The sequence below is a fragment of the Streptococcus oralis SK304 genome, assembly GCF_000287715.1.
Classification (GTDB): domain Bacteria; phylum Bacillota; class Bacilli; order Lactobacillales; family Streptococcaceae; genus Streptococcus; species Streptococcus oralis_Y.
In genome coordinates, this window is the sequence record NZ_ALJN01000016.1 from 85,602 (window position 1) to 108,443 (window position 22,842).

A 22,842-nucleotide genomic window follows, 5' to 3' on the forward strand; every position below is an offset into this window, starting at 1 on the left:
TCATGCAGTATTCAGAAATTATGATTCGCTACGGAGAGTTGTCAACCAAGGGCAAAAATCGTATGCGTTTCATCAATAAACTTCGCAATAACATTTCAGACGTTTTGTCCATCTATCCCCAAGTTAAGGTAACCGCTGATCGCGACCGTGCCCACGTTTACCTCAATGGAGCTGACTACACAGCAGTGGCAGAATCTCTCAAACAAGTCTTCGGAATTCAAAATTTTTCTCCAGTATATAAGGTTGAAAAGTCAGTTGTAAGGCTTAAGGCTGCTGTCCAAGAGATTATGCAGGACATCTACAAGGAGGGCATGACCTTTAAAATCTCTAGTAGACGTAGTGACCACAACTTTGAACTCGACAGTCGTGAACTCAACCAAACGCTTGGTGAAGCTGTTTTCGACGTAATCCCAACTATTCAAGCCCAGATGAAAAATCCTGATATCACTCTTCAGGTGGAGATTCGTGAGGAGGCGGCCTATCTTTCCTATGAAACTATTCGGGGAGCAGGTGGTTTGCCAGTGGGTACTTCTGGTAAGGGGATGCTCATGTTGTCAGGAGGGATTGACTCACCTGTAGCAGGTTATCTAGCTCTTAAACGTGGGGTGGATATTGAAGCCGTTCACTTTGCCAGCCCACCATACACTAGCCCTGGAGCTCTCAAGAAGGCCCAAGATTTGACCCGTAAATTGACCAAGTTTGGTGGCAATATCCAGTTTATCGAAGTACCTTTCACAGAGATTCAAGAAGAAATCAAGGCAAAGGCGCCAGAAGCCTATCTCATGACCTTGACGCGTCGCTTTATGATGCGGATTACTGACCGTATCCGTGAAGTGAGAAAGGGTCTAGTCATCATCAATGGTGAAAGTCTAGGTCAAGTAGCGAGCCAGACCTTGGAAAGTATGCAGGCTATCAACGCTGTGACCAACACTCCCATCATTCGTCCCGTGGTTACGATGGACAAGTTGGAAATCATTGACATCGCCCAGGAAATCGATACCTTTGACATTTCTATCCAGCCTTTTGAGGACTGCTGTACTATTTTTGCACCTGACCGTCCTAAGACCAATCCTAAGATAGAGAATGCTGAGAAGTATGAAAAATGGATGGATGTTGAAGGTTTGGTTGAGCGAGCAGTGACTGGAATTATGCTCACTAAGATCACGCCTCAGGCTGAAAAAGATGCTGTCGATGAGTTAATTGACAACCTCCTCTAATCAGAAAAACCAGAAGAATTTAGAATATTAAGTGAGAAAAGTTAGTTATTTATCCTTAAAATGGACAATTACTGACTTTTTTTCTATTTTTATGGTATAATAAGATAAAATTTTGAATATAGAGAGTTTTCTGACAATGAATCATTCCTACTTTTATTTAAAAATGAAAGAACACAAACTCAAGGTACCTTATACAGGAAAGGAGCGTCGAGTGCGTGTTCTCCTACCTAAGGACTATGAGAAAGACACAGACCGTTTTTACCCTGTTGTTTATTTTCATGATGGGCAAAATGTCTTTTACAGCAAGGAGTCCTATATCGGACACTCTTGGAAGATTATTCCAGCCATTAAGCGAAACCCTGATATCAGTCGCATGATTGTAGTTGCCATAGATAATGATGGTATGGGACGGATGAATGAGTACGCTGCTTGGAAGTTCCAAGAATCTCCTATTCCGGGCCAGCAGTTTGGCGGTAAGGGTGTGGAGTATGCCGAATTTGTCATGGAGGTGGTTAAGCCCTTTATCGATGAGACCTACCGAACCAAAGCTGATCGCCAGCATACGGCTATGATTGGTTCGTCTCTAGGAGGCAATATTACCCAGTTTATCGGACTAGAGTATCAAGATCGAATTGGTTGTCTAGGTGTCTTCTCATCTGCTAACTGGCTTCACCAAGAAGCCTTTAACCGCTATATCGAGCGCAAGAAATTGTCGCCTGAACAGCGCATTTTCATCTATGTAGGAACAGAAGAAGCAGACGATACAGACAAGACTTTGATGGCTGGCAATATCAAGCAAGCCTATATCGACTCGTCGCTTCGCTATTACCATGATTTGATTGCAGGTGGGGTGCACTTGGACAATCTTGTTTTGAAAGTTCAGTCTGGTGCCATCCATAGTGAGATTCCATGGTCGGAAAATTTACCAGACTGTCTCCGATTTTTTGCAGAGAAATGGTAAGTTAAGAAAGGAGAAAGCCAATGCATATTGAAAACCTTAGCCACTGGAGTGGCCACCTCAACCGTGAAATGTATCTCAACCGTTATGGGCATGCTGGGATTCCAGTTGTTGTTTTTGCTTCATCCGGTGGTAGTCACAATGAATACTATGATTTTGGCATGATTGACGCCTGTGCTTCCTTTATCGAGGAAGGGCGCGTCCAGTTCTTTACGCTATCCAGTGTAGATAGTGAGAGCTGGTTGGCCACTTGGAAAAATGGTCATGATCAGGCAGAGATGCATCGTGCCTACGAACGCTATGTGATTGAGGAGGCGATTCCTTTTATCAAGCACAAGACAGGTTGGTTTGATGGCATGATGACGACAGGTTGCTCGATGGGGGCCTACCATGCACTCAATTTCTTCCTCCAGCATCCAGATGTCTTTACCAAAGTGATTGCTCTCAGCGGTGTTTACGACGCGCGTTTCTTTGTCGGTGATTACTACAATGATGATGCTATTTACCAGAACTCGCCAGTAGATTATATTTGGAATCAGAATGACGGCTGGTTTATCGATCGTTACCGTCAGGCGGAGATTGTCGTCTGTACGGGCCTCGGTGCTTGGGAACAAGATGGTCTGCCGTCCTTCTACAAACTGAAAGAAGCCTTTGACAAGAAACAAATCCCTGCCTGGTTTGCTGAGTGGGGACATGATGTTGCCCATGACTGGGATTGGTGGCGTAAACAAATGCCTTATTTCCTTGGTCACATGAATCTATAAAAGGAGTTGCCTATGAATTATCTTGTTATTTCACCCTACTATCCACAAAACTTTCAACAGTTTACCATCGAGCTAGCTAATAAAGGCATCACCGTTTTGGGAATTGGTCAGGAGCCTTACGAACAACTAGATGAACCTTTGCGCAATAGCCTAACCGAGTATTTCCGTGTGGACAATCTTGAGAACATAGACGAAGTCAAACGTGCAGTTGCCTTTCTTTTCTACAAGCACGGTCCTATCGACCGCATCGAGTCCCACAATGAATACTGGCTTGAGCTGGACGCAACACTCAGAGAACAATTCAATGTCTTTGGTGTCAAACCAGAGGATCTCAAAAAGACTAAGTTTAAGTCTGAAATGAAAAAACATTTCCAAAAGGCAGGAGTACCTGTTGTTCCGGGAGCAGTGATTAAAACAGAGACCGATGTAGCTCAGGCTGTGGAGGAGATCGGTTTACCATTGATTGCCAAACCAGACAACGGTGTGGGAGCAGCAGCAACCTTTAAACTTGAAAACCAAACAGATGTGGACCGTTTTAAGGCAGAATGGGACCATTCAACCGTCTATTTCTTTGAAAAATTTGTCACTTCTAGCGAAATCTGTACCTTTGACGGACTAGTGGACAAGGACGGTAAGATTGTCTTTTCAACGACTTTTGACTACGCCCATACACCACTGGATCTCATGCTTTACAAGATGGATAATGCCTATTATGTTCTCAAGGATATGGATCCAAAATTGCGTAAGTATGGTGAAGCCATTGTCAAGGAATTTGGCATGAAGGAGCGTTTCTTCCATATCGAATTCTTCCGTGAGGGAGATGACTATATCGCTATTGAGTATAATAACCGTCCGGCAGGTGGTTTTACCATTGATGTTTACAATTATGCCCACTCTTTTGACCTCTACCGAGGTTATGCGGCTATCGTAGCAGGAGAGCCATTCCCTGGTTCATATTTTGAACCCCTCTATTGCTTGGCGACTGCTCGGCGTTTAAGTTCTCATTATGTTTACTCAGAAGAGGAGTTACTAGCTAAATACCAAGGAGGTTTTAAGGCTAAGAAAATCATGCCAGCAGCCTTTGCAGAGTTACAAGGAGATATCCTCTATATGTTGACAACTCCAAGTCGTGAGGAGCTGGATCAGATGTTAGCAGACTTTGGTCAACGTCAAGAGTAAGGAATAGGATGAAAGGAGTTTGACTTCTTTTGTCCTTTTCTTAAAGATAAGTTAAATAAAGCGTTTTCCAGAGATTCTTTTAGAAAATCGGTTGCTAAAAGGCCTAAAAATTGATAGAATAAGGATTGTCTAAAAAAATTAAGGAGAATCTATCAAATGGATTTTACATGGGCTATTAAATATGCCACTGAATTTTTGGGAACTGCCATTCTGATCATTCTTGGTAATGGTGCAGTTGCTAACGTTGAACTTAAAGGTACGAAAGGTCACCAAAGTGGCTGGCTCGTTATCGCGGTTGGTTACGGTATGGGGGTTATGATCCCAGCCTTGATGTTCGGTAATGTATCTGGGAACCACATCAACCCAGCCTTCACACTTGGACTTGCTGTGAGTGGACTTTTCCCTTGGGGACAAGTACCATATTATATCCTTGCGCAAGTTTTAGGAGCGATTTTTGGTCAAGCTATGGTTGTTGCAACTCACCGTCCTTACTACTTGAAAACAGAGAATTCTAATAACATTTTGGGTACTTTCTCAACGATTTCAAATGTTGATCACGGTACAAAAGAATCACGTTTCGCAGCAAGTGTAAATGGTTTTATCAATGAGTTTGTCGGTTCGTTTGTTCTGTTCTTTGCAGCCCTAGGAATGACTAAAAACTTTTTTGGTGCGGAAGTAATGCAATACATGAAGCAAATGGCAACGCAGGCTAATCAAACAGTTGACTTTTCTGAATTAGCTATTAAGGCTCAAATAGCACCACACACAGCAGCAGGTCTTTCAGTTGCTCATTTAGGACTTGGTTTCCTAGTAATGGCCTTGGTAACTTCACTCGGTGGACCTACTGGACCTGGTTTGAACCCAGCTCGTGACTTTGGACCACGTCTTCTTCACGAACTCCTTCCAAAATCAGTTCTTGGTCAACACAAGGGTGATTCAAAATGGTGGTATGCATGGGTTCCGGTTGTAGCTCCAATTGCAGCGGGAATTGCAGCAGTAGCACTATTCAAACTACTTTACCTATAAGAAACGAAACTGGGGAAACCCAGTTTTTTTCTTGGAAAATTTTCTAATTTAAACAAATATGGCTTGTAAAATATTCTAAAATCCTTTAAAATAAAAGAGTTGGAGGAACTTATGGATGTGAATGAGATTGTTCGGATCATTCCGACTTTGAAAGTTAATAATCGAAAATTAAATGAGATATTTTATATTGAAACTCTAGGAATGAAACCCTTACTAGAAGAGTCTGCCTTTCTTTCATTAGGCGACCAGACGGGTACGGAGAGATTGATTTTAGAAGAGGCTCCAAGCATGCGAACTCGCAGAGTTGAAGGACTTAAGAAGCTAGCTAGGCTCTTGATAAAGGTTGAGGATCCTTCCGAAATCGAGGCCCTTCTTTCTCAAATGAAGTCTCTTCCTCGCTTGTTTAAAGGAAGTCGTGGATATGCTTTTGAGATTGTTTCTCCTGAAGAGGATGTGATCCTTGTTCATGCAGAAAATGATATAAGAGATTTGGTTCCACTGGAAACTGTTCCTGAATTTTATTCAAATACAGGTATAAAATACTTGAGCCAATTTGAGGTTTCTATGGAGTTGCGTATGCCTGAAGGGACAGAGAGTTTACTTGATTCTGAAGGAGTAGCGCCAGCAATCACCTTTACTAAAGGGCAAGGGCCAGATTTGGCTGTTGAAAACAATGTCACTTGGGATCTGACGATGTTGAAATTTTTAGTAAGAAATTTTGATCTAACCAGTCTTCGTAAGAAATTTGAAAAGACAGGCTACTTTGTCCCTAAGTCTGAAAAATTCTTCCTTGGTAAAGATACCAATAACATTGAATTGTGGTTTGAAGAAGCATGAAGTTGGAAAAAATTCTAAGAAAAATAGAAAATCAAATCGAGGCAGGGATTTATCCCGGGGCCTCTTTTGCGTATTATAAGGATGGTGAATGGAAAGAGTCTTATCTAGGATTGAGTAATCCAGAACGGGGCTTGAAAACAGAGAGCGGTTTGGTTTATGATCTGGCTAGTGTGAGTAAAGTCGTGGGAGTAGGGACGGTTCTCATCTTCTTGTGGAAGCAGGGCAAATTCGATATTGATCGACCGGTAACGGATTTTTTACCGGAGTGTGATTATCCAGATATTACCATACGACAACTTCTGACCCATGCTACAGACCTGGACCCCTTTATTCCTAACAGAGACCAGTTAAGCACTGAGGAATTGAGAGAAGCCATGTTTCACCTCAATAGACGAAATCAGCCAGCCTTCCTATACTCGGACGTGCACTTTTTACTCCTAGGCTTTGTTTTGGAAAAAATCTTTGACCAAGATTTGGATCAGATTATAAAAGAGCAAGTTTTGGAACCATGGGGAATGAAAGAAACGATGTTTGGCCCTGTTGAGCGAGCTGTACCAACAGTGAGAGGAATGGATGCCGGAATCATTCACGATCCCAAAGCCCGTCTATTAGGGAAGCACGCTGGAAGTGCTGGTTTGTTTTCGACTGTTAAGGATTTACAGATCTTTCTGGAACATTACTTGAAAGATGATTTTGCGGCAGATTTAAGCCGAAATTTTTCTCCTTTAGATGATAAGGAGCGTTCCCTAGCCTGGAATCTGGAAGGAGCTTGTCTCGACCATACGGGTTATACAGGTACCTTTATTATGTGGAATCGGGAGAAGCAGGAAGCTGCCATCTTTCTGTCCAATCGAACGTATGAAAAGGATGAGCGTGCCCAGTGGATAGTCGATCGAAATCAAGTGATGGAAATGATTCGTCAAGAGGAGTAGGGAGAAGCATGTCAAAAACCGTAAAAGGAACTCTGTATACAGTAGTGGCAGGGATTGCTTGGGGCTTGTCTGGAACCAGTGGCCAATACCTGATGGCACACGGGATCTCTGCTCTAGTCTTGACCAATCTGCGGCTAATCATTGCAGGTTTGGCACTGGTAGTATTATCCTATATGACTGCAAAGGATAAACTCTATGCTTTTTTAAAAGACAGAAAAAGCCTTTTATCTCTGCTGTTGTTTGCCTTGTTTGGACTTTTCTTAAACCAGTTTGCCTATCTTTCTGCCATTCAGGAAACCAATGCTGGCACGGCGACAGTTCTCCAGTATGTATGCCCCGTTGGGATCTTGGTTTATACTTGTATCAAGGACAAGGTGGCGCCTACTCTGGCTGAGATTATTTCGATTGGTTTAGCAATTGGAGGAACTTTTCTTATCGCGACGCATGGGGAAGTCGACCAGTTGTCTGTCACGCCTGCTGGACTTTTCTGGGGCCTCTTTTCTGCCCTAACCTATGCCCTCTATATTATCCTTCCCATCGCTTTGATTAAGAAATGGGGCAGTATTTCGGTGATTGGTGTCGGGATGGTTATTTCTGGTGTAGTGGCTATTCCTTTCACAGGAGTCTTACAGACCAGCATACCGACTAGCTTAGATTTTCTCTTTGCATTTGCTGGGATTATCATCATCGGAACGGTTTTTGCCTATACAGCTTTCCTAAAAGGGGCTAGTCTGATAGGCCCTGTTAAGTCTAGTTTATTAGCTTCCATAGAGCCAATTTCAGCCGTTTTCTTTGCCTTTCTGATTATGAAGGAACAGTTTTATGCGATTGATTTTGTCGGTATGGCTATGATTTTACTAGCCGTGACCATTATTTCTTTGAAAGATTTACTGCTGGAAATAAAGAGTAAGTAATAAAAAAATCCACTCAATCGAGTGGATTTTGTGTGTATAGATGATTATTCTTTATTTTCGTGTGGCAAAATCAAGTTTAAGATAATTCCTGTCATGGCTGATAGAGCAGTACCTGAAAGTGTAACTGGGCCGAGTTTGAGGATGGCTCCACCAAGTCCAAGTACCAACATGGCACTAGCAATGATGAGGTTACGCATTTGACTGAAGTCAACGCGCTCTTTAATCAAAACTTTTAGACCGTTGCTGGCGATAACTCCGTAGAGAAGGATGGACATGCCACCAAGCACAGCACTTGGGATTGTTGAGATCAAGGCAGTGAATTTACCAAGGAAGCTAAGTGCAATGGCGATGAAGGCCGCGTTACGGATAACAGAGACAGAAGCGATACGAGTCATCCCGATAACCCCTGTATTTTCGCCGTAAGTCGTATTAGCTGGTCCACCGAGGAAGGCTGATACAGATGTCGCGATACCGTCACCGAGAAGAGTACGGTGAAGCCCTGGTTCTTTCAGGAATTGACGGCCACAGATTTGGCTCAAAACTGTGTGGTCTCCGATGTGTTCTGAAATTGTTACGATAGCGATAGGCAAGATGGCGATTGTTTCAGGACCGAAGTATAAGTTGTACTCTTTAAAGGCTCCACCTGTACTAAATGGCAAGTAGAAACCAGGAATTTCAAACCAGTTGGCTTGAAGAACAGGAGTGAAGTCAACTAATCCAAGAACTAGGGCAAATAGGTATCCACCGATGATGGCAAAGAGGAAAGGAATGATACGGAGGAACCCTTTTCCTTTTGTATTGATAAAGGCTGCAATCAAGAACGTAACAACGGCTACAAGGGCATTTTTCCAGTTTCCATCTGCTACAAGTCCAGCATTCGTTACAGCTGAACCAGCAAGTCCAAGACCGATAACGATAATCATAGGTCCGATAATGATTGGGGGCAAGAGTTTGTCAATCCATTTCGTACCTGCAAAACGAACACTTGCTGCTACAAGGACATAGACCAAACCAGTCAGGATAACTCCAGTTTGAGCGGCAGATACATCGCCCCCCATTTCTTTCATGGCTAGAGACATAGCCGTGATAAAGGCAAATGAAGAACCTAGATAAACTGGAACCTTAAAGCCAGTAGAAATCATGTAGATAAGTGTTCCAATACCAGATGCGAAGAGAGCAACCGATACGGGCATTCCCAAAATTAAGGGAACGAGAATGGTAGCTCCAAACATAGCAAAAACGTGCTGGAAGCTGAGGAGGATACCTTTCCCAGCTGAAGGATGTTGATCAACGTCTAGTAACAAATCAACAGTTGATTCTTGTTTCATATAAACCTCACTTTTGGGCATCAAAAAAGAGCCCATTATTTTACAGCAACAGGCTCTCAGAGTAAGACTTCTTTAAAGAGAGGGGTATCTCATTAAAGAATTTCATATATTTCTGCGTCTTCGTCACCTCACGGGATGACATTAAAAACCTTTGCTTGTGATAGTATAGCAGAAAAAAATGATTTTGTAAATCATTTTTTCCCGAGCCCGAAAATAAGAGAGCGAGGTTGATTTTGTAAATCATTTTTTCCCGAGCCAAGAAATAAAAAAGCGAGGCGAACTTTGTAAACATTTTTTTACTAAAAAATTTAAAGTGGACGTTTATTAGGCATGCCAGCCTTTCTTGGGTACTTGTTAGGCGTCTCTTTTTTCTTTTCGACCACAGTGATATAACGCGGATCTCCATTTGGTAGGGCGTAGCTGAGGTTATCCTCAACCTTGCTAAAAAGGAGATTGAGGGCATTCTTGGCTTCAGATAATTCCTCAGGGGCATTGCTGGCCTTGAGCGCCAGTAGTTTTCCACCAACTTTAAGGTAGGGAATGGTCAGCTCAGACAAAACCTGCATACGGGCAACAGCACGAGCCGTCACTATATCAAACTGAGCACGGAAGTTCTTGTCTTGGGCAAAGTCTTCTGCCCGGCCATGGTAGAAGTGAACACCGTCTAAATCCAGCTCCTGAGCCAATAGTTGGAGGAAGTTGATGCGCTTATTGAGCGAATCAATGATGGTCACATCTAACTGAGGATAGAGGATTTTCATGGGCAGACTGGGAAATCCTGCCCCTGCTCCGATATCAAGAAGTTTGATAGTTTCATTTGAAATCAAGCCTTGTAGGATGGGGGCAATCGAATCATAAAAATGTTTAAGGTAGACTTCTTCTTTGTCTGTAATAGCGGTCAGGTTAATCTTTTCATTCCATTCTACCAAGAGTTCAAAATAGCGTTCAAATTGGCTCTTTTGCTGGTCAGAAAGTGGAAGATTTTGCTCGACGAGCAAACTGTAAAATGTTTCTGGTTTCATAGTCTTTTCCTTCTCTAGTATCATCTTATTTTACCATATTCATTAAAATTTTGATATACTGGTAGTAATCTAAAAGCAGAAAGGAATAAGATTATGACTTGGATTATTCTTGGAGTTTTGGCTCTGATTGTTATTTTTGTGATTGTTAGCTATAACGGTTTGGTTAAAAATCGTATGCAGACCAAGGAGGCTTGGAGCCAGATCGATGTTCAGTTGAAGCGTCGTAATGATCTCCTCCCTAACTTGATTGAAACAGTCAAAGGCTATGCCAAATATGAAGGTTCTACCTTGGAAAAGGTGACAGAACTTCGTAGACAAGTAGCCGCAGCAACTTCACCAGCTGAAGCGATGAAGGCCAGTGATGCCCTTACCCGCCAGATTTCTGGTATCTTTGCAGTAGCAGAGAATTACCCAGACTTGAAAGCAAGTGCTAACTTTATCAAATTGCAAGAAGAGTTGACCAATACAGAAAATAAAATTTCTTACTCACGCCAACTCTACAACAGTGTTGTCAGCAACTACAATGTAAAACTAGAAAGTTTCCCAAGCAATGTCATCGCAGGACTATTTGGCTTTAAAGCTGCAGACTTCCTTCAAACACCTGAAGAGGAAAAGGCAGTTCCTAAAGTTGACTTTAGTGGTTTAGGTGACTAAGATGTTGTTTGATCAAATTGCGAGCAATAAACGAAAAACCTGGATTTTATTGCTGGTTTTCTTCCTACTCTTGACCTTGGTTGGTTATGCGGTTGGTTATCTCTTCATGCGCTCAGGTCTTGGGGGCATGATTATTGCCTTGATTATCGGTCTTATCTACGCTCTGACCATGATCTTTCAATCAACAGAGATTGTCATGTCTATGAATGGGGCGCGTGAGGTTGATGAGCAAACAGCACCAGACCTCTACCATGTAGTGGAAGATATGGCCATGGTCGCTCAGATTCCCATGCCGCGTGTTTTCATCATTGAGGATTCTTCTTTAAATGCCTTTGCAACAGGTTCGAATCCGCAGAATGCAGCTGTCGCAGCCACTTCGGGCCTTCTGGCTATCATGAATCGCGAGGAACTGGAAGCTGTTATGGGGCATGAGGTCAGTCATATCCGAAACTACGATATCCGTATTTCGACCATTGCTGTTGCCCTTGCCAGTGCCATTACCCTTCTGTCTAGTATGGCAGGACGGATGATGTGGTGGGGTGGCGCAGGTCGCAGACGGAGCGATAATGATCGTGATGGAAATGGTTTGGAGATTATCATGCTTGTTATCTCTCTCTTAGCCATTGTTCTAGCACCTCTCGCAGCAACCTTGGTGCAATTAGCCATTTCCCGTCAGAGGGAATTTCTGGCGGATGCATCCAGTGTGGAGCTGACTCGTAATCCTCAAGGGATGATCAATGCCTTGCGTAAGTTGGACAATAGCGAGCCGATGCATCACCATGTTGACGATGCCAGCAGCGCTCTTTATATCAATGATCCTAAGAAAAGTGGCGGACTTCAAAAACTCTTTTATACCCACCCACCTATCTCAGAACGAATTGAACGTTTGAAACAGATGTAAACAAAATCCAGAGAGGTTTCTCTGGATTTTTGCTTTTAGTGTCTCGCTTTTAACTTGTTATCTCACCAAAAAATAGTATAATATATGTAATTCTATATAATTGAGGTGAATGATGTATAAGCGCTGGATGACGTTTTTCTTGATTTTGATTTTTCTGCCAATTCATTTGAGTATAGCAGAGAAAATCATGCGAATAAATTCATTAACGATATCCATCCTTTTTACCCTTGTTGAACTTGCAATATTTTTATATGTAGGAAAAAAGTATGACTTGTTTCACATTCGGAAAATCCGCCTAAAAGATATTCTAAAATGTTTTCTTTCATACGCCTTGCTTTTCCTCTTTTATATTTTGGTCAATTTTTTAGGCCCTACCCAATCAGACACAACTCAAACTGTGCAAAGTTTATCACTTTCATGGTCTGTACTTTTTGTGGATCTCTGTGTTTTGGCACCTGTCACGGAAGAAATCTTTATGCGAGGTATGTTACAGGGGATAGTATTTAAGAATACATATTTTGGCTTGTTTGCCACATCGCTTCTTTTTGCTTATCTTCATGGTCCCTATACTATTCCTAGCTTTATCACCTATTTAGGTATGGGATTGGCATTTGGGATAAGGTACAAGACTTCTGACAACCTATGGAATTCCATTCTTTTGCATGTCCTCAATAATCTGGTTGCGTTTTGCTTTTTGTATCTGAGATAATGTCATATTAGAATGCTTTGAGCGTATAATAGAAAAAAGATTTTTAGCTTATACAATTGAAACAAAATTCAGACCATAATCTGTTACGTAGACGATGCTAGCAGCGCTCTGTACATCAATGATCCCAAGAAAGGTGGGGGACTACAAAAACTCTTTTATACCCACCCACCTACCTCAGAACGAATCGAACGCTTAAAACATATGTAAACAAAATCCAGAGGTCGTCTCTGGATTTTTGCTATGTTCAACATTTATAAATCTTGTAAATCAACAACTTCCAAGCCATTTTCTGTCAAACGATAGATACTCGTACAGACCTCTTTCAAGAAGCGTCTGTCATGCGAAACAGTGATCAGACCGCCTGGATAGGAGGCAAAGAGTTTTCTGATTTCGGGTTGAGAAATGGGAGAAAAATTTCTTGTAGGCTCATCCAGAAGGAGAAAATTTGGTTTGCGCAAGACTAAATCTAAAAGTAGGAGTTTACCCTGTTGCCCGCCAGATAAGGAGCGAATTTGGTGGTGCATCTCTGAATAACTGAAATTGAGACTGGCTAGGTGAGATTGGATTTTCTGTAGTTCCTCTTTTTCCCCAGTTTTGCTGAGATAGGCTACTGGAGATAAATCTAATTGCAGTTTTTTGTGGTAATCTTGTGGCATAAAACCAAGCGAAATCTCTCGTTTATCACCTAGTAGTTGCTGTAACTTGATTAACAGAGTAGATTTTCCAACACCATTTGGGCCGATGATACCGATTTTATCTTGGCCACGGACCGTTAGTCGTAACTCCTGAGCTAAAACGCGCTTACCAATGGACAAATTTTCCTTTTCCAGTTGGATTAAGACTTTAGAAGCCGGTAATGGTTGGATATCTGAAAAGAAAAGTTGGATTTGTTCCTCTTCAAGTGGCTTTTGGGTCATGGACTGAGCTTCCTTTTCAAATCGTTTTTCTTGAGAGAGAACAGTTTTCATCTTTTTAGCCAGTAGGCGCCCAGCAACATCATTTTTAGTATTTCGCAAAGCATTTTCTACATTCTGCTTAACGCGACGATGTTTTTCCATGGTTTTATCATAGGCTCTCTGGTCGTTAGCAGCTTGCTGGCTTTGTCTGGCAAAACTAGCCTTCCTCTGGTCACTATAGCTATCGTAGTCTAAATGCTCCACTAGGGTTTCCGCTTCTTTCCGGTGCTTGACCAGACGTAAGTGGACAATAGTATCTGCCGTCTGAGAAAGAAAGTCTTCATCATGGGAAATGAAAATAACGGTTTGCTTCATCTTTTGAATCTGACTTTTTAGCCAATCAACAGTCTCAAGATCTAAGTCATTTGAAGGTTCATCTAAAAATAGAATCTCAAAAGATTTTGCTAACTCATGGATGAGCTGAATTTTCAAAGCTTCGCCACCTGATAGACTGCCAATTTCTTGGTCGCTAGCAAAACGGTCGCTATCAAAGTGCAACTCCTCCGCCGAACGATAAAGAATACTGTAGTCTAAATCAGCAGAATCCAAAAAGAAGTAGTCGTGTAGAGTCCTATTTTTCAGAATCTCGGGGAGTTTTTGAGGAATGTAGGCCAGTGATTGAAGGTCAGACTGAATGTCGCCCTTGATAGTAAAATCAGGTAATGCTTCCCCCATTAAAGCTCGTAGTAAAGTCGATTTACCATTTCCTTCTTCACCAATAATAGCAACCTTTTCTCCGTCTTGGATAGTCATGGTTAGGTCAGATACAAGATCTCGTAGATCTTTGTTTTGAGTGATGGTTAGATGATTGATTTTTATCATATTGTTGCCCTTTCTAGAATGTCGATAGTGCATAACAAAAAGCTCTACTTTATCTAGTAGAGCCCAAAGTCACTGTTAAAAACTCTATTATCCTCGTTGAAAAGGTCGTCAAACTAGCTTGGAGCTGCCTACCCCAACCTAAAAGGAGCAGACGGTTAGCTTTCTAGTTTTTTTGATTTTCAATGGGGACAAGATACTAGAAAATCTAGTATAAAAAGAGCATGCAAAAAGAGACAAAAACAAGATCTACTAAATAAAGGTTCTTTATTTGATAGACTTAGTTGTTCATGTCTCCCTTACCTCCGAGTATTAGTACCTCTATCCTATACTTTTGAGGAAATTTTGTCAATAGAAAACAGGAAATTCTAGTTTTTATACTCAATGAAAATCAAAGGGCAAACTAGGAAGCGATCCGAAGACTGCTCAAAGCACAGCTTTGAGGTTGCAGATAGAGCTGACGAAGTCAGTAACCCATACCAACGGCAAGGCGAAGCTGACGTGGTTTGAAGAGATTTTCGAAAAGTATCAGAATCCGAAAACAGGTCCATAGAGAGTCAGTACGTGTTTGACATGCTGGTAATGGAACTTGTCATAGTTGCGCCAAGCGGTGCGTGCTTGATCGTTTAGTTTTAGACTACCAAGTCCAATCAATAGACTGGTACGTTGGTAAAATTTCTCAAGGTCGATTAAGATACTATTATCCAACTTTTCTGCTTTTTTAAGCTCTTGCAGAGTAGTATTTAGCAGTTCTTGTAGACGGAAATCATCGGTTGTACCTTGTTTACAGCTTTGGTAGCTTTTATTTAACTCGGAAAGTAGTTGGTAAGCTTCAGTGATGAGTGCTTTGTCTTCCATATGAGCATCCTCCCTGCTCTGGTGTATTCTTGCCTATAGTATAGCACTAAATAGAAAATATGTCATAGTAAATATGTTAAAAAATGAGGTTTTAATATCAAAGTTTGGAAAGCTGATTTATAGCCTTTTCATGGTATAATCAAGTGAGTACATCTTTATGGAGGAAATATGAAGTTAAATATTCAAGAAATTCGTAAGCAGCCTGAAGGTCTACACTTTGAACAAGCTTTAGACCTGGCAGCAGACTTGCGTAAACGAAATCAAGAGATTTTAGATGTCAAAGATATCCTTGCAGTGGGGAAGGTGCAGTATGAAGACCGTCTGTATTTTTTAGACTATCAGTTGTCATATACCATTGTTCTTGCTTCCAGCCGCAGTATGGAGCCAGTTGAGTTGGCAGAGTCTTATCCAGTGACAGAGGTTTTCATGGAAGGAGCAACCAATCAACTAGACCAGGAAGTTCTAGATGATGACTTGGTCTTGCCTATCGAAAATGGGGAAATCGACCTTGCTGAGAGCGTAGCAGATAATATCTTGCTCAATATCCCAATCAAGGTCTTGACGGCAGAAGAAGAGGCGGGCCAAGGATTTGTGTCAGGAAATGACTGGCAAATCATGACTGAGGAAGAATACCAAGCCCAACAAGCAGTCAAGAAAGAAGAAAACAGTCCTTTTGCAGGTTTACAAGGACTATTTAATGGAGACGAGTAGATGGTTTTATCCAAGAAACGTGCCCGTCATGTCATAGAGGAAATCATTGCCCTTTTCCCAGATGCGAAACCAAGTCTAGATTTTCGCAATCATTTTGAACTACTGGTTGCAGTGATGCTGTCAGCCCAGACCACAGATGCAGCGGTAAATAAGGCCACACCAGGTCTCTTTGCGGCCTTTCCAACGCCACAAGCCATGTCTGTAGCGACAGAGAGTGAAATTGCTTCACACATTTCTCGCCTGGGACTGTATCGAAATAAGGCTAAATTCCTTAAAAAATGTGCCCAACAGTTACTAGACGATTTTGACGGTCAAGTGCCTCAGACTCGAGAGGAATTAGAAAGTCTAGCTGGTGTTGGTCGCAAAACAGCAAATGTCGTCATGAGCGTGGGCTTTGGAATTCCAGCTTTTGCAGTGGACACTCATGTGGAGCGTATCTGTAAGCATCACGATATCGTTAAAAAATCAGCTACGCCACTTGAAGTAGAAAAACGTGTCATGGACGTTCTGCCACCAGAAGAATGGTTAGCAGCCCACCAGGCCATGATTTACTTTGGACGAGCTATCTGCCATCCCAAAAATCCAGAATGTGCCCACTATCCCCAATTATATGATTTTAGTAATGTTTAAGGGGACTCTGAAAAAGTTTTTGCTTGATTTTAAGGGTGCTTTGTGCTATAGTAAATGATAACTAAATAGTCCTTTAAACCTGTCCCGTGAGGCAGGCAAGGAGCGCGATAAAGTAGAAGGGTGAAGTCTATACTGTTTACAGTAGGGCTCGCTTGGCTATACATTTCAAGTCTCCTTGTAGAAGGAGACTTTTCTTTTTGGAGGTTTGTCATGAAGACAAAAGAAGTTGTAGATGAATTGACTGTCAAACGAGCGATTACGCGAATTACTTATGAGATTATTGAGCGCAATAAAGATTTGAATAAAATTATCCTAGCTGGGATAAAAACGCGAGGTGTTTTCATCGCTCATCGTATCAAAGAACGTTTGGAGCAGTTGGAAAACATCACTGTTCCTGTTGTGGAATTGGACACCAAACCTTTCCGTGATGATGTTAAAAGCGGAGAAGATACTTCTTTGATTTCTGTTGATGTGACAGACCGTGAAGTTATCTTGGTGGATGATGTACTCTATACAGGCCGTACCATCCGTGCTGCTATCGATAACATTGTCGGACATGGTCGTCCTGCGCGCGTGAGTCTTGCGGTGCTAGTAGATCGTGGACATAGAGAATTGCCTATCCGTCCAGATTACGTTGGGAAAAATATCCCAACCAGTCGTTCTGAAGAAATCATCGTAGAGATGACAGAACTTGATGGCCAAGACAGAGTTCTGATTACTGAAGAAGCTTAGAAAGCTGAAGGAGTAGCCATGTCAGAAAATCAACAAGCATTGAACCATGTGGTTTCCATGGAAGACCTCACTGTTGATCAAGTGATGAAATTGATCAAACGAGGGATTGAGTTTAAAAACGGAGCCCAGCTTCCTTATGAAGACCATCCGATTGTTTCCAATCTTTTCTTTGAAGATTCTACACGGACGCATAAATCTTTTGAAGTGGCAGAGATTAAGCTAGGGCTGGAGCGACTGGACTTTGATGTGAAGACCAGCTCAGTAAACAAGGGTGAGACACTGTATGACACAATCCTAACCTTGTCTGCGCTAGGAGTTGATGTCTGCGTGATTCGCCACCCAGAGGTCGATTATTATAAAGAACTGATTGCGAGTCCATCGATTACGACTTCCATTATCAATGGTGGAGATGGTTCAGGTCAACACCCTAGTCAGAGCCTGCTTGATTTGATGACCATTTATGAGGAATTTGGTCACTTTGAGGGTCTCAAGGTTGCTATTGCAGGTGACTTGGATCATTCACGTGTTGCCAAATCCAATATGCAAATTTTGAAACGCTTGGGAGCTGAACTTTTCTTTGCAGGACCTGAGGAATGGAGAAGTCAAGAGTTTGCGGACTATGGACAGTTTGTAACTATTGATGAGATTGTTGATCAGGTGGATGTTTTGATGTTGCTCCGCGTTCAACATGAACGCCATGATAGTGGAGCAGTCTTTTCAAAAGAAGACTACCATGCTCAACACGGTTTGAACCAAGAACGCTATAATCGCTTAAAAGAAACAGCAATCATTATGCATCCTGCTCCAGTTAATCGAGATGTGGAAATTGCTGATCACTTGGTTGAAGCTCCAAAATCACGCATTGTCCAACAAATGACCAACGGTGTCTTTGTTCGAATGGCAATCTTAGAATCCGTATTGGCGAGTAGAAACGCCAACTAAAACACAGGACGTTAAAAGACGCCAGTGAGCGTCCACGAGAGGTGAAAATATGACAAAAAGACTTCTAGTATTAGAAGATGGCACAGTTTTTGAGGGCAAGGCCTTCGGAGCAGATATTGATGTAACAGGCGAAATCGTCTTTAACACAGGGATGACCGGCTACCAAGAGTCCATTACAGACCAGTCTTATAATGGACAAATCTTGACCTTTACTTATCCTTTGGTGGGAAATTATGGAATTAATCGTGATGATTACGAATCCATTATTCCGACTTGTAAGGGAGTTGTCGTTTTTGAAGAAGCACGTCGAGCTAGCAACTGGCGCAACCAAATGACCTTGGATGAATTTTTGAAAGCCAAGAAAATTCCAGGGATTTCAGGAATTGATACGCGTGCACTTACCAAGATTATTCGTAAGCACGGTACTATGCGTGCAACCTTGACTCATGTTGGAGACAGTATGGACCATGTGACTGACCAGCTTCAAGCAACAGTCCTGCCGACAGACAATATCAAGCAGGTTTCTACTAAAACATCATATCCAGCTCCTGGAGTTGGTTTGAGCGTGGTGCTAGTGGATTTTGGTCTTAAGCACTCAATCCTACGTGAACTTTCCAAACGCAACTGTAATGTGACCGTCGTTCCGTATTCAACAACGGCGGAAGAAATTCTCCACCTCAATCCTGACGGAGTTATGTTGTCAAATGGTCCAGGTAACCCAGAAGATGTTCCAGAAGCACTGGACATGATTCGTGGTGTGCAAGGGAAAATTCCAATTTTCGGAATTTGTATGGGACACCAACTCTTTGCCATGGCAAATGGGGCTAAGACATACAAGATGAAATTTGGTCACCGCGGATTTAACCACGCGGTACGTGAGATTGCTACAGGCCGTATAGACTTCACCAGCCAGAACCACGGTTATGCAGTTAGCCGTGAGGACTTGCCAGATCATTTGATCATTACCCACGAAGAAATCAATGATAAATCAGTTGAAGGAGTTCGCCACAGATACCAACCAGGTTTTTCTGTACAATTCCACCCAGACGCAGCTCCTGGTCCACACGACGCAAGCTACCTATTTGACGAATTTATCGAGATGATGGAAGCCTTTAAACAATCAAACTAAGAACGAGTAAGACTTGTCGGAGAATTTATGGAATTGAACACGGACGGAAAGCTCGGAATTTAGATAAACCAAGGAAGGATTTCTATCCTTGGTTTCCTAAAATTCAGTCGCTTTCTTATCGTCCTTTGTATCTTATTTAATGTCACCCTGTGAGGCGACGAATAGAAAGGCAGGTCGTTTCTTTTAGTCGCTATTGGGCGAACTAAAAACTCCCTGCACTAGATTTTTTATCGAAAAATATCGTTTCTCTAAAAAATCGTCGGAGAACTTATTTAATGGCAACCAGAGAGTTGCCGAATAGAAAGGAGAAGATACATTGTTCGCGGAAGTGAACACGCCCTAAGAACTGTGTGAAAAAGATAAACGTCGTTTTGACGCTAAAGGCGTCTGCACCGAGTTTCCTATTTTCCCTGTGTTCTTTACGGGCTTTGTATCATAAACTATGCCTAAACGTACTGATATTCAAAAAATTATGGTGATTGGTTCTGGTCCGATTATTATTGGTCAGGCTGCTGAGTTTGACTACGCTGGGACCCAGGCCTGCTTGTCTTTGAAAGAAGAAGGTTATGAAGTTGTCTTGGTAAACTCAAACCCTGCAACCATCATGACGGACAAGGAGATTGCGGACAAGGTCTACATCGAACCGATTACACTGGAGTTTGTGACACGTATTCTCCGTAAGGAACGCCCAGATGCTTTGCTTCCAACTCTTGGTGGTCAAACAGGGCTCAATATGGCCATGGAATTATCTAAAAACGGTATTCTAGATGAGCTTGGTGTCGAACTTCTGGGTACTAAATTATCGGCCATCGACCAAGCTGAGGACCGTGACCTCTTTAAACAATTGATGGAAGAGCTTGAGCAACCCATCCCTGAATCTGAAATTGTCAACACAGTAGAAGAAGCAGTTGCCTTTGCAGCGACAATTGGATACCCAGTCATTGTCCGTCCAGCCTTTACCCTAGGTGGTACTGGTGGTGGTATGTGTGCCAACGAGGAAGAACTACGTGAAATCGCTGAAAATGGGTTGAAATTGTCACCTGTTACCCAATGTTTGATTGAACGTTCAATCGCAGGTTTCAAAGAAATCGAGTACGAAGTCATGCGCGATTCAGCTGACAATGCCCTCGTTGTTTGTAACATGGAAAACTTTGACCCAGTGGGGATTCACACAGGGGATTCCATCGTATTCGCCCCTGCGCAAACCATGTCAGACTATGAAAACCAAATGCTACGTGACGCGAGCTTGAGCATTATCCGCGCTCTCAAGATTGAAGGTGGGTGTAACGTTCAGCTGGCCCTTGACCCCCATAGTTTCAAGTACTATGTTATCGAAGTAAACCCTCGTGTATCGCGTTCGTCAGCCCTTGCTTCTAAGGCGACGGGTTACCCAATCGCCAAATTGGCTGCCAAGATTGCGGTAGGGTTGACCTTGGATGAAGTGATTAACCCAGTTACAGGTTCAACCTATGCCATGTTTGAACCAGCCCTTGACTACGTCGTTGCTAAGATTCCACGTTTCCCATTTGACAAGTTTGAAAAAGGTGAGCGTCGTCTTGGTACCCAGATGAAGGCAACTGGGGAAGTTATGGCAATTGGTCGTAACATCGAGGAATCACTTCTTAAAGCTTGTCGTTCCCTTGAAATTGGGGTGCACCACAATGAAATGCCAGAGCTTTCATCTGTATCAGATGATGCCTTGATTGAAAAAGTTGTTAAAGCCCAAGATGACCGTCTCTTCTACGTATCAGAAGCCATTCGCCGTGGCTATACTCCAGAAGAAATTGCTGAATTGACTAAGATTGATATCTTCTATCTGGATAAACTCTTGCACATCTTTGAAATTGAGCAGGAATTGGGTGCCCATCCACAAGATTTAGAAATCTTGAAAACAGCCAAACTCAATGGTTTCTCAGACCGTAAGATTGCTGAACTCTGGAAAACGACAGCTGACCAAGTTCGTCAACTTCGCTTGGAAAACAAGATTGTCCCAGTTTACAAGATGGTCGATACCTGTGCGGCAGAGTTCGACTCTGAAACACCATACTTCTATTCAACCTATGGCTGGGAAAATGAGTCTATCAAATCTGAAAAGGAATCCGTTCTTGTCCTAGGTTCAGGTCCAATCCGTATCGGTCAAGGGGTTGAGTTTGACTACGCAACCGTTCACTCTGTTAAGGCTATCCAAGCAGCTGGTTACGAAGCCATCATCATGAACTCAAACCCAGAGACCGTTTCTACAGACTTCTCGGTATCTGATAAGCTCTACTTTGAGCCATTAACTTTTGAAGATGTTATGAATGTTATTGACTTGGAGCAACCAAAAGGGGTTATCGTTCAGTTCGGTGGTCAAACAGCCATCAACCTTGCGGAGCCTTTGGCAAAAGCAGGTGTGACCATACTTGGTACACAAGTTGCTGATCTAGACCGCGCCGAAGATCGTGACCTCTTTGAACAAGCGCTTAAAGACTTGGATATTCCACAGCCACCAGGACAAACGGCTACAAATGAAGAAGAAGCCGTGCTTGCAGCTCGCAAGATTGGCTTCCCAGTCCTCGTTCGCCCATCTTATGTCTTGGGTGGACGTGCTATGGAAATCGTGGAAAACGAAGAAGATCTTCGTTCTTATATGCGTACAGCGGTTAAGGCTAGTCCTGACCATCCTGTCCTTGTAGATTCATACATCGTTGGACAAGAGTGCGAAGTTGATGCTATCTCAGACGGAGAAAATGTCCTTATCCCTGGTATCATGGAGCACATCGAACGTGCCGGTGTCCACTCAGGTGACTCAATGGCCGTTTACCCACCACAAACCTTGTCTCAAAAGGTGCAGGAAACCATCGCAGACTATACCAAACGCCTAGCAATCGGCCTTAACTGTCTTGGGATGATGAACATCCAGTTTGTCATCAAGGACGAAAAAGTCTATGTTATTGAGGTCAATCCACGTGCCAGCCGTACGGTGCCATTCCTTTCTAAGGTAACTAATATTCCTATGGCTCAGGTAGCGACCAAGCTCATTCTTGGTCAAAGCCTTGAAGAACTTGGTTACCAAGATGGACTTTATCCAGAAAGCACTCGCGTTCATATCAAGGCGCCAGTCTTCTCCTTTACGAAACTAGCTAAGGTAGATAGCTTGCTCGGGCCTGAAATGAAGTCAACAGGGGAAGTCATGGGTTCTGATACAACTCTTGAAAAAGCTTTGTACAAGGCTTTTGAAGCTTCTTATCTTCACTTGCCAACCTTTGGAAATGTGGTCTTTACCATCGCTGATGATGCCAAAGAAGAGGCCTTGGACTTGGCTCGTCGTTTCCAAAATATCGGTTATGGTATCCTCGCAACAGAAGGGACAGCAACCTTCTTTGCCAGTCATGGACTCGAAGCCCAACCTGTTGGTAAGATTGGAGACGATGAACAGGATATCCCAAGCTATGTCCGTAAAGGAAAAATCCAAGCGATCATCAATACTGTCGGAACCAAACGAACTGCTGACGAAGATGGTGAGCAAATCCGCCGTTCAGCCATTGAACACGGTGTGCCACTCTTTACAGCCCTAGATACAGCTAATGCCATGCTTAAGGTGCTTGAAAGCCGTAGTTTTGTCACAGAAGCGATCTAGTTGAG

Annotated in this window: 21 protein-coding genes and 1 pseudogene; 18 read left to right on the plus strand and 4 right to left on the minus strand. The window is 42.6% G+C overall.

Annotated features, from left to right (window positions below; all coding sequences use genetic code 11):
* The first annotated feature begins 2 nt into the window (after nucleotides 1-2).
* The 8 genes from thiI (at nucleotide 3) to HMPREF1125_RS07375 (ending at nucleotide 7,827) form a co-directional block, all read left to right on the plus strand.
* The gene (gene thiI, locus HMPREF1125_RS07340) at nucleotides 3-1,217 is read left to right on the plus strand and encodes a tRNA uracil 4-sulfurtransferase ThiI (RefSeq protein WP_001200074.1); all 1,215 of its coding nucleotides are present in this window, start codon (nucleotides 3-5) and stop codon (nucleotides 1,215-1,217) included.
* A 136-nt stretch (nucleotides 1,218-1,353) separates the two neighbouring features.
* Nucleotides 1,354-2,178 (plus strand): alpha/beta hydrolase, encoded by an 825-nt coding sequence (locus HMPREF1125_RS07345; RefSeq protein WP_001016814.1) that lies wholly within the window; start codon nucleotides 1,354-1,356, stop codon nucleotides 2,176-2,178.
* Nucleotides 2,179-2,198: 20 nt separating this feature from the next.
* Nucleotides 2,199-2,939, plus strand: coding sequence for an esterase family protein (locus HMPREF1125_RS07350; protein ID WP_000546801.1), 741 nt, complete (start codon nucleotides 2,199-2,201; stop codon nucleotides 2,937-2,939).
* Nucleotides 2,940-2,951: 12 nt separating this feature from the next.
* Nucleotides 2,952-4,118: an ATP-grasp domain-containing protein gene (locus HMPREF1125_RS07355; protein WP_001108620.1), complete on the plus strand. Its 1,167-nt coding sequence runs from the start codon at nucleotides 2,952-2,954 to the stop codon at nucleotides 4,116-4,118.
* A 156-nt stretch (nucleotides 4,119-4,274) separates the two neighbouring features.
* Entirely contained in the window at nucleotides 4,275-5,144 is an 870-nt protein-coding gene (gla, locus tag HMPREF1125_RS07360; protein WP_000348106.1) for an aquaglyceroporin Gla, read from the plus strand.
* A gap of 111 nt (nucleotides 5,145-5,255) precedes the next feature.
* On the plus strand, nucleotides 5,256-5,981 hold the full coding sequence (locus tag HMPREF1125_RS07365) for a CppA N-terminal domain-containing protein (RefSeq protein ID WP_000382986.1): 726 nt from the start codon (nucleotides 5,256-5,258) through the stop codon (nucleotides 5,979-5,981).
* The gene (locus tag HMPREF1125_RS07370; protein WP_000764160.1) at nucleotides 5,978-6,913 is read left to right on the plus strand and encodes a serine hydrolase domain-containing protein; all 936 of its coding nucleotides are present in this window, start codon (nucleotides 5,978-5,980) and stop codon (nucleotides 6,911-6,913) included. Before HMPREF1125_RS07365 ends, HMPREF1125_RS07370 begins: the two co-directional genes overlap by 4 nt.
* 8 nt (nucleotides 6,914-6,921) lie before the next feature.
* Nucleotides 6,922-7,827: a DMT family transporter gene (locus tag HMPREF1125_RS07375; protein WP_000048009.1), complete on the plus strand. Its 906-nt coding sequence runs from the start codon at nucleotides 6,922-6,924 to the stop codon at nucleotides 7,825-7,827.
* 44 nt (nucleotides 7,828-7,871) lie between these two features.
* Here the strand turns inward: HMPREF1125_RS07375 and HMPREF1125_RS07380 are convergent, their stop codons facing one another.
* A complete protein-coding gene (locus HMPREF1125_RS07380) occupies nucleotides 7,872-9,155 on the minus strand; it encodes a uracil-xanthine permease family protein (RefSeq protein ID WP_002883103.1) in 1,284 nt (427 codons plus the stop codon).
* A gap of 308 nt (nucleotides 9,156-9,463) precedes the next feature.
* Entirely contained in the window at nucleotides 9,464-10,177 is a 714-nt protein-coding gene (gene rsmG / locus HMPREF1125_RS07385; protein WP_000801959.1) for a 16S rRNA (guanine(527)-N(7))-methyltransferase RsmG, read from the minus strand.
* 93 nt (nucleotides 10,178-10,270) lie between these two features.
* Between rsmG and HMPREF1125_RS07390 the strand changes: the two genes are divergently transcribed.
* The 4 genes and pseudogenes from HMPREF1125_RS07390 to HMPREF1125_RS12760 form a co-directional block, all read left to right on the plus strand.
* Nucleotides 10,271-10,831 carry a LemA family protein gene (locus HMPREF1125_RS07390; protein WP_000219840.1) on the plus strand — a complete coding sequence of 187 codons (561 nt, stop codon included), beginning with the start codon at nucleotides 10,271-10,273 and terminating at the stop codon, nucleotides 10,829-10,831.
* A 1-nt stretch (nucleotide 10,832) separates the two neighbouring features.
* Nucleotides 10,833-11,732: a zinc metalloprotease HtpX gene (gene htpX, locus HMPREF1125_RS07395; protein WP_000895763.1), complete on the plus strand. Its 900-nt coding sequence runs from the start codon at nucleotides 10,833-10,835 to the stop codon at nucleotides 11,730-11,732.
* Between the two features lie 112 nt (nucleotides 11,733-11,844).
* Entirely contained in the window at nucleotides 11,845-12,441 is a 597-nt protein-coding gene (locus tag HMPREF1125_RS07400; protein ID WP_000278239.1) for a CPBP family intramembrane glutamic endopeptidase, read from the plus strand.
* Nucleotides 12,442-12,525: 84 nt separating this feature from the next.
* Nucleotides 12,526-12,648: pseudogene (locus HMPREF1125_RS12760) on the plus strand (zinc metalloprotease HtpX); the annotation flags it as partial.
* A gap of 44 nt (nucleotides 12,649-12,692) precedes the next feature.
* On the opposite strand, the gene HMPREF1125_RS07405 reads toward HMPREF1125_RS12760, so the two are convergent.
* Complete coding sequence (locus HMPREF1125_RS07405; protein ID WP_002883136.1) at nucleotides 12,693-14,252, minus strand: ATP-binding cassette domain-containing protein; 1,560 nt, start codon at nucleotides 14,250-14,252, stop codon at nucleotides 12,693-12,695.
* 492 nt (nucleotides 14,253-14,744) lie between these two features.
* A complete protein-coding gene (locus tag HMPREF1125_RS07415) occupies nucleotides 14,745-15,074 on the minus strand; it encodes a hypothetical protein (RefSeq protein ID WP_000389554.1) in 330 nt (109 codons plus the stop codon).
* A gap of 168 nt (nucleotides 15,075-15,242) precedes the next feature.
* On the opposite strand from HMPREF1125_RS07415, the gene HMPREF1125_RS07420 reads away from it, so the two are divergent.
* From HMPREF1125_RS07420 to carB, 6 genes are all read left to right on the plus strand, one after another.
* Nucleotides 15,243-15,785 carry a YceD family protein gene (locus tag HMPREF1125_RS07420; RefSeq protein ID WP_000773192.1) on the plus strand — a complete coding sequence of 181 codons (543 nt, stop codon included), beginning with the start codon at nucleotides 15,243-15,245 and terminating at the stop codon, nucleotides 15,783-15,785.
* Nucleotides 15,786-16,415 carry an endonuclease III gene (nth, locus tag HMPREF1125_RS07425; RefSeq protein ID WP_000244431.1) on the plus strand — a complete coding sequence of 210 codons (630 nt, stop codon included), beginning with the start codon at nucleotides 15,786-15,788 and terminating at the stop codon, nucleotides 16,413-16,415.
* A 210-nt stretch (nucleotides 16,416-16,625) separates the two neighbouring features.
* Nucleotides 16,626-17,147, plus strand: a complete 522-nt coding sequence (gene pyrR, locus HMPREF1125_RS07430) for a bifunctional pyr operon transcriptional regulator/uracil phosphoribosyltransferase PyrR (RefSeq protein WP_000850018.1) — start codon at nucleotides 16,626-16,628, stop codon at nucleotides 17,145-17,147.
* Between the two features lie 18 nt (nucleotides 17,148-17,165).
* On the plus strand, nucleotides 17,166-18,089 hold the full coding sequence (locus HMPREF1125_RS07435) for an aspartate carbamoyltransferase catalytic subunit (protein WP_001293824.1): 924 nt from the start codon (nucleotides 17,166-17,168) through the stop codon (nucleotides 18,087-18,089).
* A 49-nt stretch (nucleotides 18,090-18,138) separates the two neighbouring features.
* Nucleotides 18,139-19,218, plus strand: a complete 1,080-nt coding sequence (locus HMPREF1125_RS07440) for a carbamoyl phosphate synthase small subunit (protein WP_000166845.1) — start codon at nucleotides 18,139-18,141, stop codon at nucleotides 19,216-19,218.
* A 442-nt stretch (nucleotides 19,219-19,660) separates the two neighbouring features.
* On the plus strand, nucleotides 19,661-22,837 hold the full coding sequence (gene carB / locus HMPREF1125_RS07445) for a carbamoyl-phosphate synthase large subunit (RefSeq protein WP_001126421.1): 3,177 nt from the start codon (nucleotides 19,661-19,663) through the stop codon (nucleotides 22,835-22,837).
* The last annotated feature ends 5 nt before the right edge of the window (nucleotides 22,838-22,842 follow it).

Bases quoted from the DNA above. Each gene is read 5' to 3' on its own strand.
- thiI (WP_001200074.1), top strand. From the start codon at position 3: ATGCAGTATTCAGAAATTATGATTCGCTACGGAGAGTTGTCAACCAAG.
- HMPREF1125_RS07345 (WP_001016814.1), top strand. From the start codon at position 1,354: ATGAATCATTCCTACTTTTATTTAAAAATGAAAGAACACAAACTCAAG.
- HMPREF1125_RS07350 (WP_000546801.1), top strand. From the start codon at position 2,199: ATGCATATTGAAAACCTTAGCCACTGGAGTGGCCACCTCAACCGTGAA.
- HMPREF1125_RS07355 (WP_001108620.1), top strand. From the start codon at position 2,952: ATGAATTATCTTGTTATTTCACCCTACTATCCACAAAACTTTCAACAG.
- gla (WP_000348106.1), top strand. From the start codon at position 4,275: ATGGATTTTACATGGGCTATTAAATATGCCACTGAATTTTTGGGAACT.
- HMPREF1125_RS07365 (WP_000382986.1), top strand. From the start codon at position 5,256: ATGGATGTGAATGAGATTGTTCGGATCATTCCGACTTTGAAAGTTAAT.
- HMPREF1125_RS07370 (WP_000764160.1), top strand. From the start codon at position 5,978: ATGAAGTTGGAAAAAATTCTAAGAAAAATAGAAAATCAAATCGAGGCA.
- HMPREF1125_RS07375 (WP_000048009.1), top strand. From the start codon at position 6,922: ATGTCAAAAACCGTAAAAGGAACTCTGTATACAGTAGTGGCAGGGATT.
- HMPREF1125_RS07380 (WP_002883103.1), bottom strand. From the start codon at position 9,155: ATGAAACAAGAATCAACTGTTGATTTGTTACTAGACGTTGATCAACAT.
- rsmG (WP_000801959.1), bottom strand. From the start codon at position 10,177: ATGAAACCAGAAACATTTTACAGTTTGCTCGTCGAGCAAAATCTTCCA.
- HMPREF1125_RS07390 (WP_000219840.1), top strand. From the start codon at position 10,271: ATGACTTGGATTATTCTTGGAGTTTTGGCTCTGATTGTTATTTTTGTG.
- htpX (WP_000895763.1), top strand. From the start codon at position 10,833: ATGTTGTTTGATCAAATTGCGAGCAATAAACGAAAAACCTGGATTTTA.
- HMPREF1125_RS07400 (WP_000278239.1), top strand. From the start codon at position 11,845: ATGTATAAGCGCTGGATGACGTTTTTCTTGATTTTGATTTTTCTGCCA.
- HMPREF1125_RS07405 (WP_002883136.1), bottom strand. From the start codon at position 14,252: ATGCACTATCGACATTCTAGAAAGGGCAACAATATGATAAAAATCAAT.
- HMPREF1125_RS07415 (WP_000389554.1), bottom strand. From the start codon at position 15,074: ATGGAAGACAAAGCACTCATCACTGAAGCTTACCAACTACTTTCCGAG.
- HMPREF1125_RS07420 (WP_000773192.1), top strand. From the start codon at position 15,243: ATGAAGTTAAATATTCAAGAAATTCGTAAGCAGCCTGAAGGTCTACAC.
- nth (WP_000244431.1), top strand. From the start codon at position 15,786: ATGGTTTTATCCAAGAAACGTGCCCGTCATGTCATAGAGGAAATCATT.
- pyrR (WP_000850018.1), top strand. From the start codon at position 16,626: ATGAAGACAAAAGAAGTTGTAGATGAATTGACTGTCAAACGAGCGATT.
- HMPREF1125_RS07435 (WP_001293824.1), top strand. From the start codon at position 17,166: ATGTCAGAAAATCAACAAGCATTGAACCATGTGGTTTCCATGGAAGAC.
- HMPREF1125_RS07440 (WP_000166845.1), top strand. From the start codon at position 18,139: ATGACAAAAAGACTTCTAGTATTAGAAGATGGCACAGTTTTTGAGGGC.
- carB (WP_001126421.1), top strand. From the start codon at position 19,661: ATGCCTAAACGTACTGATATTCAAAAAATTATGGTGATTGGTTCTGGT.